4 protein-coding genes and 1 pseudogene are annotated in these 8363 nt (G+C 69.5%); 2 read left to right on the plus strand and 3 right to left on the minus strand.

Translation table 11 applies throughout. From position 1 onward, the window contains the following. A pseudogene (locus D477_RS19665) lies at positions 1–703 on the minus strand (hypothetical protein); the annotation flags it as partial. A 227-nt stretch (positions 704–930) separates the two neighbouring features. Between D477_RS19665 and malQ the strand changes: the two are divergent. Then, entirely contained in the window at positions 931–3144 is a 2214-nt protein-coding gene (gene malQ / locus D477_RS19670; protein WP_005274395.1) for a 4-alpha-glucanotransferase, read from the plus strand. 133 nt (positions 3145–3277) lie between these two features. Continuing rightward, a complete protein-coding gene (locus tag D477_RS19675) occupies positions 3278–3907 on the plus strand; it encodes a uracil-DNA glycosylase (RefSeq protein ID WP_005274399.1) in 630 nt (209 codons plus the stop codon). An 18-nt stretch (positions 3908–3925) separates the two neighbouring features. On the opposite strand, the gene D477_RS19680 is transcribed toward D477_RS19675, so the two are convergent. Together D477_RS19680 and D477_RS19685 are read right to left on the minus strand one after the other, a co-directional pair. Then, complete coding sequence (locus D477_RS19680) at positions 3926–6766, minus strand: helix-turn-helix transcriptional regulator (protein ID WP_005274402.1); 2841 nt, start codon at positions 6764–6766, stop codon at positions 3926–3928. Next, positions 6759–8195 carry an MFS transporter gene (locus D477_RS19685; protein ID WP_005274404.1) on the minus strand — a complete coding sequence of 479 codons (1437 nt, stop codon included), beginning with the start codon at positions 8193–8195 and terminating at the stop codon, positions 6759–6761. The genes D477_RS19680 and D477_RS19685 overlap by 8 nt, the downstream gene beginning before the upstream one ends. Positions 8196–8363 lie beyond the last annotated feature (168 nt).

An 8363-nucleotide genomic window follows, 5' to 3' on the forward strand; every position in this document is an offset into this window, starting at 1 on the left:
CCGCCTCCCGGGCCTTCTCCCGCTTCGCCCGCTGCGCCGGCGACAACGCCCAATCCGGCAACTCATCCACCACACGCCGCCGGGACACACGGGCCGAACCCTTCACCTCATCACCGTCAAGCCCGGGGGTGCCTTCTTCAACGGAATCCGGGTCAACCGGCCCCGGCTCAGGAACAATGTCCTCCGGGCCGGCGGGCTCCGCAGGCCCGCCAGGGTCCGAAACGGGATGCGGGGACCCAGCGGCTGCGGCATCGCCTGCAGGCTCCTCCTCAGGGGCCGGTGCCGGATCAGCGGCGAGGGGTTCAGTCCCGGCGTGCGTGTTGGCGGAACCGGGGTCCGGCTCGTCCTCGCCGTCGCCGGGATCCCCGATCGGAACGGTGATACCGCCGCCAGCGGATCCGGCCGCACACGTCCCGCCAAGCCGGACACGCAACGACTCGCCACACCCCGGGGACGGCGTGGCGGGGACACCGATGCCGGGCTCCGGAGCGCAGAAGTGAACCGTGCCCAGGCGTGGGTCATCCGTGACACGAACAGCGGCGCCGGCACCCGGCCTACCCGCCGGGTACATCCGCTGCAGGCGCTGCTCCAGCAACGCCCTGTGCAAGTGGTACTCGAGGACGGAAGCAGACCGGGATGAAGCGGCAGGCACCGCTGAATCGACCCGCCACCCCTGCGACTGCTCGTTGCTGAATTCCTCCATACCCACCACGCTACAAGCCGGCACCGACACTATTCGAAGGAAGATTCGATATGTGGATGTCCGCTGACCATGGGTTGCTGAGAGGCAGTCCGCCGGATCAGGCCAGCCAGCTTTCCGATTGGCCGTCATCTTGCTTCACTGTCAGTGCCCGCTGACATAATCGAGACCAGGTGCCATCAGAGCTTCGGTACGTGCATGCATGACCTTCGGCAGACAAGGCGGACTTAATGAACCATCCTGCTTCCACACCCAGCGGGCCTTCCACGAACCGCGGCCTCGACCTGGCCAAACTGCACCGGCTTGCCGCCACATACGGCGTCGGCACAAGCTTCACGGGCTGGAGCGGGAAGCCGCAGGAAGTGGCAGCGGATACGTTGGTCAAGGTGCTCGATGCCTTGGGCGTGTCTGCCTCGACCAACGATCTGCTGGACTCATCCCTGGCTGATGCGGAACTGTCACCCTGGCGCCGGATGCTGCCCCCCGCCGTCGTAATAGCCGAGGGAAAGGAAGCCCTGGTCCCGGTGCACGTGCCGCACGGGGCTGCAGTGAAACTGTGGATCGTCGCCGAAGACAGCCAGGAGTACCCGGTTCAGCAGCGCGACCCCGGGATGGAGCCGCGGGACGTAGACGGCGTGCCGACTAGACGGGTGTTGTTTGCGCTCCCGCGAAACCTGCCGCTGGGCTGGCACACCCTGCATGCCGATAGCGACGGCGCCGTGGCGCAGACGGCACTGATCGTGGTGCCGGACCGGCTTGCCACGACCGGCATGCTGGAGCAGTGCCGCGGCTGGGGCCTGGCCGCGCAGCTGTATTCGGTGCGGTCCCAGCGCTCCTGGGGAATCGGGGATTTCGGCGATCTGGCTGACCTGGCCGCGCTCAGCGCCGAGCGTGGCGCGGACTACGTGCTGGTCAATCCGCTGCACGCCGCCGAACCCGCGCCCCCGCTGCAGCCCTCGCCGTACTCGCCCTCCACACGCCGCTTCTTCAATCCGCTCTACCTGCGCATCGAGGCAATCGAGGAGCTGGCCTACCTGCAGCCGAAGGAGCGGGAACGGGTGGAGAAGCTGGCGGCCAAGGCGCAGCGGCTGAACCACAGCGCGGACCTGCTGGACCGGGACCGGGTGTACGAGCTGAAGCTTGAGGCGCTGGAGCTGCTCCACCAGGCCAAGCGCTCCCCCGCGCGCGAGCAGGCCTACCAGGCGTTCCTTCGGGAGAGCGGCGCCGGGCTGGAGGACTTCGCGCTGTGGTGCGCCCTCCGTGAGGACTTGGCGGCCGATGATCCGGTCTGGCATGATCCGGCCGCTGCGCCCGACACGGCTTTCGCGCAGGGCAAGCGACGCAAGCTGGCCAAGCGCATCGGCTTCCACTCCTGGCTGCAGTGGCTCTGCGATGAGCAGCTCGAATCGGCGCAGCGGGCGGCGAAGCTCGCTGGCATGCGGCTGGGCGTGGTGCATGACCTGGCGGTCGGCGCGGACCTTTCCAGCGCGGACGCGTGGATGCTGCGCGGTGTGCTGGCACCGGGGATGAGCGTGGGCGCCCCGCCGGATATGTATAACCAGCTGGGCCAGGACTGGTCGCAGCCGCCGTGGCATCCGCAGCGGTTGGCCGAGGCCGGCTATGTGCCGTTCCGGAACATGCTGCGCACCGTGCTGCGCCATGCCGGCGGCATCCGGGTGGACCACATCCTGGGGCTCTTCCGGCTCTGGTGGGTGCCGGAGGGCAACCTGCCGATCGACGGCGCCTACGTTACCTATGATCACGAGGCATTGATCGGCATCCTGGCACTGGAGGCGCAGCGGGCCGGGGCGGTGGTGATCGGCGAGGACCTGGGCACCTTCGAGCCGTGGGTGCGGGACTATCTGGCGGACCGCGGCATCCTTGGCACCTCCATTCTGTGGTTTGAGAACGACGGCGGCGCTCCCCTTCCGCCGGAGAAGTACCGCGCGCAGTGCCTGGCCAGCGTCAACACCCACGATTTGCCACCGACCGCCGGCTACCTGGCCGGCGAGCATGTGGCGCTGCGGGACGGGCTGGGCCTGCTGCAGCAGAGCGCCGCCGAGGAGCTGGCGGCCCACGAAAAATCGGTGCAGTCGGTGCTGGACGTTGCCCGCGAGCGCGGCCTGCTGCCCGAGGGAACCGACGCGACGGAGGAGCAGCAGATCGAGGCTCTCCATCTGCTGCTCGCGCAGACCCCGGCCATGCTGCTCGGCGTCTCGCTGGTGGACACTACCGGGGACCGACGCGTGCAGAACCAGCCCGGTACCACCGGCGAGCAGTACCCGAACTGGCGTCTGCCGCTCGCGGACCCTGCCGGCCGGCCGGTCCTGCTGGAGGACCTCGAAGGCAGCGCCCGGTTCAATTCCCTGGTGGCCGCCGTCGAAAATGCCCTCCGGGCGAACGAGGCTGGCAGCGGTCCGGGGGCGCCGGCTTCGAAGGGATAAGGAGAACTGCGGAATCAACAGCGCAGCGGTTGCTAGACTAGGGAAGCCCCAAAAACACCCTCACGGCGCGCGCCGCTTCCTCGGCCTGCGCCCACTGTGCTGCGCACAACCGCGCAAGGAGATACCGCACTTTATGACTGCCCTGGCTTCCGAGTCCCTGCATGACCAGCTTCACGCCCGCCGCTACGAGCCGAACGTCGCCGACGTCAACCAGCTCTGCGACAGTCTGCAGGAGGCCAAGCCCGGCACGGAAGTGCAGTACATCGATCCAGTGCACAACGTGGAGGAATGCCGGATCATCAGCCTGTTCTCGAATGTCGGCAGTGCCTCGCCGTCGGGTTTCGTGACGGCAGGGGACGACGACGCCGCGACTCGCCTTTTGGGCGTGCAGTGGCAGCTGGGCCTGCGGCCGGAGTACGTCATGCCGTGGAACGTGCACCCGTGGTTCGTGCCCGGAGAGGCCAACGGCAAGCTCACTCCGGAGCAGATCGCCGCCGGACTCAAGCCGCTGCTGAAGTTCCTGGCCCTCGTCCCCCGTGCCTCGGCCCTCGTCGCGCACGGCACCGAGGCCCATAGGCTGGCAGCGCTGCTGCTCAAGACCGAGAACCCTCTCCTCTGGCGCCGCGGCTTCAAGACCTACAAGGTCCGTTCCCTCAGCGGCCGCTCCTTCGCCGGTTCGCCGGAGCGGCAGGCCCAGTGGCTGGGCGACATGAAGAATGCCTACGGCGATGCGATGGCGCGCACCGGGCTGTCCCGCCGATAGACCGGTTCGCGAACCGGGCTATCCGGCCTCGTCGGCGCGGTAGCGGGCGGCAAGTTCGCTGCGCGAGCTGATGCCCAGCTTCGCGTAGATTCGGGTCAGATGGTACTGGACAGTTTTGGCCGCGATAAACAGTTCGAGGCCAGTCTCCTTGTTGGTACGGCCCTGCGCGACCAGCCGGGCGACGGCGATCTCCTGGGCGGTGAGGGCCTCGAAGTCCAGCCCGCTGCGGCGCGTTCCGCTGGCCACGCCGCTGGCTTGGATCTCCCGCTCGCAGCGTTCCACGTAGACCGTGGCGCCGAGGGACAGGTAGATGTCCCTCGCTTCGGCCAGGATGGCTGCCGCTTCCCGACGCCGGCCGGCCCTGCGCAGAGTCTGGCCGTAGGCGAACCGGGAGCGCGCCTTGACGTGCGGGACCGGCAGCGTTTGGACGGCGGCGATCCCGCCCTCGAACGCCTTTCGTGCCTCTTCGATCCTGCCCCTCGCCCCGAGGATCCGTCCGCGCACGAAGGACAGCCGGGCGGCTGCCGTCCGGTGGCCGCGCAGCGCGGCAAGCTTTTCGTGCGGTGCCAGGAAGTGCGAGGCCTCGTCGACATGCTCGGTCATGACCAGCGCGTTGGCGTAGATGTCATGCCACGGCCAAAAGCCCGGTTCGTCAATGCCGTTGGCCCGGTCCATCCGGACCACCGGTGCCAGGGCCCGCAGCACACCGTCATAGTCCGCGGCGGCCTCGGCGGCAGCCGCGGAAGCCAGTGCGGCCGGGAGGCGCATGATCGCGTAGCTGTCCGCCGGCACCCGAGCGCTTTCCTGGTGGTGGGCGCTCCGGTCCCAGTTGCCGCGCTGGGCGTGGATCTGCGCGGCGGTCCAGTGCAGCAGCGGCCTGGCCAGCTGGACCTGAAGCTGCTCCTGCTGGACCAGCCCGCGTTCCACGGTCCGCAGCGCCTGGTCCCAGTCGCCGAGCTCGAACTCGGCGCGGGCCAGCCAACCATGGGCCCACTGGGAGATCCGGCCGGAACCCAGGTGGTACTCCGTCGGCACGGCCTCGGCCAGCTGGTCGCGCGCCAGGTGGTGGTCATCCTGTGCCAAGGCGAGCCAGCCCCGGCCCAGCTGCACCCGTTGGCGCTGCGCCCCGAGTGCGCGGGGCGAGGGGAACTTCGAGTACAGATCCTCGGCGTCCTCCCGCTGGCCCAGCATCGCCAGACCCAGCCCTTTGATCGCCCGGGATTCGATGAACTCCGGCGAGCACTCGGCCGCGAGCGTCATGGCCCGGCGCGCCCAGTCCACCAGGTCCTGGCCGTTCTGGGCGGCCAGGGAATGCAGGACACGCCGCTGGCAGATCATGGCGGCCATCTGGGGATCGGCCTCCGGGTCGCATTGCTCCCACGCCTTGTCGAGCTTCATGTCGGCATGGATTGGACGGCCGCGAAGGACCGAGAGGTAGCCGAGGACCGCGGCGCGGAGCGGTCCCGGTGCGAAGTTGTCGGCCTGCCGCGCAAAGGCGCCCGCCTGGGCCAGGTCACCGGCGCCGACCAGCGCATCGAGCGCGTGGAGCAGCCGCTCCTGGCTGCCGGCAGGGTCGGGCCATAGGCGGCTGGCACGCATCAGGGCGGAGGCAGCCGACCGCCAGGCGCCGCGCTCCGCCTGCCGGCGGGCATAGTCCTCCAGCTTGTGGGCCAGACCGACGTCGGGCAGCGCGGTGGCGCTGGCGAGGTGATGCAGCTGCTGGCCTTCGTCAGCCTCAAGCGACGCAGCAAGGCGATGCAAGGCAGCCCGCTCGGTCGCCGGCATCGACGCATAGACGGCGGCCCGGGCAAGCGGGTGGGGAAAGGCCAGCAGGGTCGGATCAGGGTTGGCGACCAGCAGGCCCAGGCGGTTCGCCTCGTCCAGGGCCGCCAAGGGATCAGTCACGCCCGCCACCGGGCCGGCGTCCGCAAGCGCCACTGCATCGGCCAGCCGGCAACCTGGTTGGAGAACCGATGCCGCCTCGGCCAGGGACCGGGTGGCGGGAGCGGCTGCAGCCAGGCTGGCGGTCATACCGGAAAGCAGCCTCTTCGGCACCGGCAGCTCCGCGTGCCAGTCCGCCCAGTAGCCGTCCGGCTGCTCCTCAAGAAGCTGGAGGATGTGGCCCGGATTACCTGCGGCGTGGTTGCAGAGCCGCAGGGCCATCGGCGCGGACAGCTCGGTGGACGCGGCTTCCCAGGCGAGCGCACCGACGTCGTCGGCGGACAACGGGGCGAGGCCGATCCGCGCCACCTCTGCAGAGCCGGCCAGTTCGCGGAATCCCGCCGGCAGCAACTGCCACTGCTCGTCCGGGACCGCCAGCAGCACCAGCAGTCGTTCGCTATCCAGCCGCCGCAGCGCGCAGGCCAGCGCCCGCAGGGAATACTCATCAGCCCAGTGCAGGTCATCGATCCACATCATGCACGGCTCTTCGACGCTGGCCCGGTCCGCGGCGGCACTGACGGATTGCCCGGCGGATTCACTGGCGGCGTCCTTGGAAGCCAGCATTTGCAGCCGCTCCAGCAACAGCAGGCCGGCTTCCCGCGGATCCTCCGGGAGCACGCCGAAGGATCCCGCCCCGGACGGCTGCCCGGCGGTTGCCGCCCCAGTCCCGCGGCGGAGCAGCTGCTCCAGCACCCCGCCGGCAAGGTCGGCTTCCCAGCTGGCACCGGAGGCCCGCAGGATCCGGGCGGGCCGGCAGCGGTGCAGGAAAGCCTCCACCAGCTGCGATTTCCCGAGCCCGGCCGCGCCGTGGACGATGGCGACCTGCGGCTGGCCGGATCCTGCCGCCGCGGCAAGGGCAGCCAGCCGGCCCAGTTGGCTGTCGCGGCCGACCAGCACCGGGGATGTGGTGTCAGTCATGGTGTTCCAGCGTATCGGTTCCGGCGAGCACAGGCTCCTTCGTGGCATCCAAACCGGATGGTTCCCCGGTTTCCGGACGGGGCGGCAGGAACATCGTGACGAGGGCTCCGGCAAGCGCGATGCCGGCGAAGATGTAGAACGCGGTCTGGGAGCGGACTCCGCCGGCCAGCAGGAAGCCGCCCAGCAGCGGCCCCACAATCCCGCCGAGCCGGCCGAACCCGGCACACCACGCCACGCCGGCTGCCCGCACCGAGGTCTGGTAGTAGTTGGAGACCAGCCCGTAGATGAGCACCTGGGTGCCCAGGGTACCGACGCCGGCAATAGCCACGGCGGCCAGCAGCACCGGCAGCGGGAAGCCGAACGTCAGCAGGCACAGCGACAGCGCGGCGAGCCCGAACGTGGTCGAGACAATGCGCTTTGCCCCGAACTTGTCGGCCGAACGCGAAGCGAGCAGCCCGCCGATCACCGCCCCGGCGTTGAGCGTCACGAGGAACAGCAGCGAGTAGTTCTCCTCATAGCCGTACTGGCCCATGATCTCCGGCAGCCATGTGTTGAGGCCGTAGGTCAGCAGCAGTCCCGAGAAGCTCATGATGCCCAGGAACGCGGTAGGCACCCCGTACGTGCGGGTGGCCAGCCCCGCAAAGCCGGCCCTCGCCGTCGTTCCTGTCATGGCAGTTCCCCGCATGGCCGGTTCCGATGCGGGCGCTCCAGGTAGGGCAGTTCCCCAGGTGGCCGTTCCAGCCGGGGCAGCGGGCAGCGCCAGCGGAATGCCGGTGCGGCGCGAGAGCAGCTCTGCTTCTTCGAGCCGGCCGCGGGCCTGCAACCAGCGGGGCGACTCGGGCAGCTTCACCACGGCCAGCGGGAGCAGGAAGACGATGGGCAGCGCGCCGATCATGAACAGGCCGCGCCAGTCGAGGACGCCGTTGAAGATGATCGCCAGCAGCGACGCCATCAGCGCACCGGCCGGGACGCCGGAGTAGACAATCGCGTTGTAGAAGTTCTTCCGCCCGGCGGGGGCGAACTCGGCCACCACGGCCCCGGCGGTCGCGACCAGGGCGCCCACGCCGAGTCCGGTCAGGAAGCGCAGGATGCCGAAGGCGAAGACGCTGGTCGCCATCGAGGTCAGCGCCATGCCGATGGAGAAGGCGGCGATGTTGACCAGCATGACCTTGCGGCGGCCAAGGTAGTCGCCGACGGCTCCGGCCACAAGGGCGCCGACCATCACGCCGACCAGCGCGTAGCTGCCCAGGGCGCCGGCCTGCGCGGCATCCAGCGGGCCCAGCTGCGAGGGATCGCGCAGCAGATCGGAAACGACGGTGCCATAGACCACCAGGTCGTAGCCGTCAAAGATGAGGGCGAGGGCGGCGATCAGCACCACCCAGCGGACGGTGTTGCGCTGGCGCGCAGTGGTTTCAGGGGTAACGCTCATGGTCAGACTCCATTGTCTGGGCCCGTTTTCAGGCAGGCCGCGGTTGGGGTAATGGGGTGGGACTGGTAGTGCGTTCGGGAGGGAAAGTACGACGGCGGACGGCGGGCTTGGGTGCCGGGCGTGGGCGGTGTGCGGCCCTGGGGTTTGGGGCCGCGGGTGCCGCCGGCG

Origin of the sequence: Arthrobacter crystallopoietes BAB-32 (assembly GCF_000328305.2) — a bacterium.
In the GTDB taxonomy this organism is placed as follows: Bacteria; Actinomycetota; Actinomycetes; order Actinomycetales; family Micrococcaceae; genus Crystallibacter; species Crystallibacter crystallopoietes_A.

Excerpts from the sequence above, each read along its gene's own strand:
- malQ (WP_005274395.1), top strand. The coding sequence starts at position 931 with ATGAACCATCCTGCTTCCACACCCAGCGGGCCTTCCACGAACCGCGGC.
- D477_RS19680 (WP_005274402.1), bottom strand. The coding sequence starts at position 6,766 with ATGACTGACACCACATCCCCGGTGCTGGTCGGCCGCGACAGCCAACTG.
- D477_RS19675 (WP_005274399.1), top strand. The coding sequence starts at position 3,278 with ATGACTGCCCTGGCTTCCGAGTCCCTGCATGACCAGCTTCACGCCCGC.
- D477_RS19685 (WP_005274404.1), bottom strand. The coding sequence starts at position 8,195 with ATGAGCGTTACCCCTGAAACCACTGCGCGCCAGCGCAACACCGTCCGC.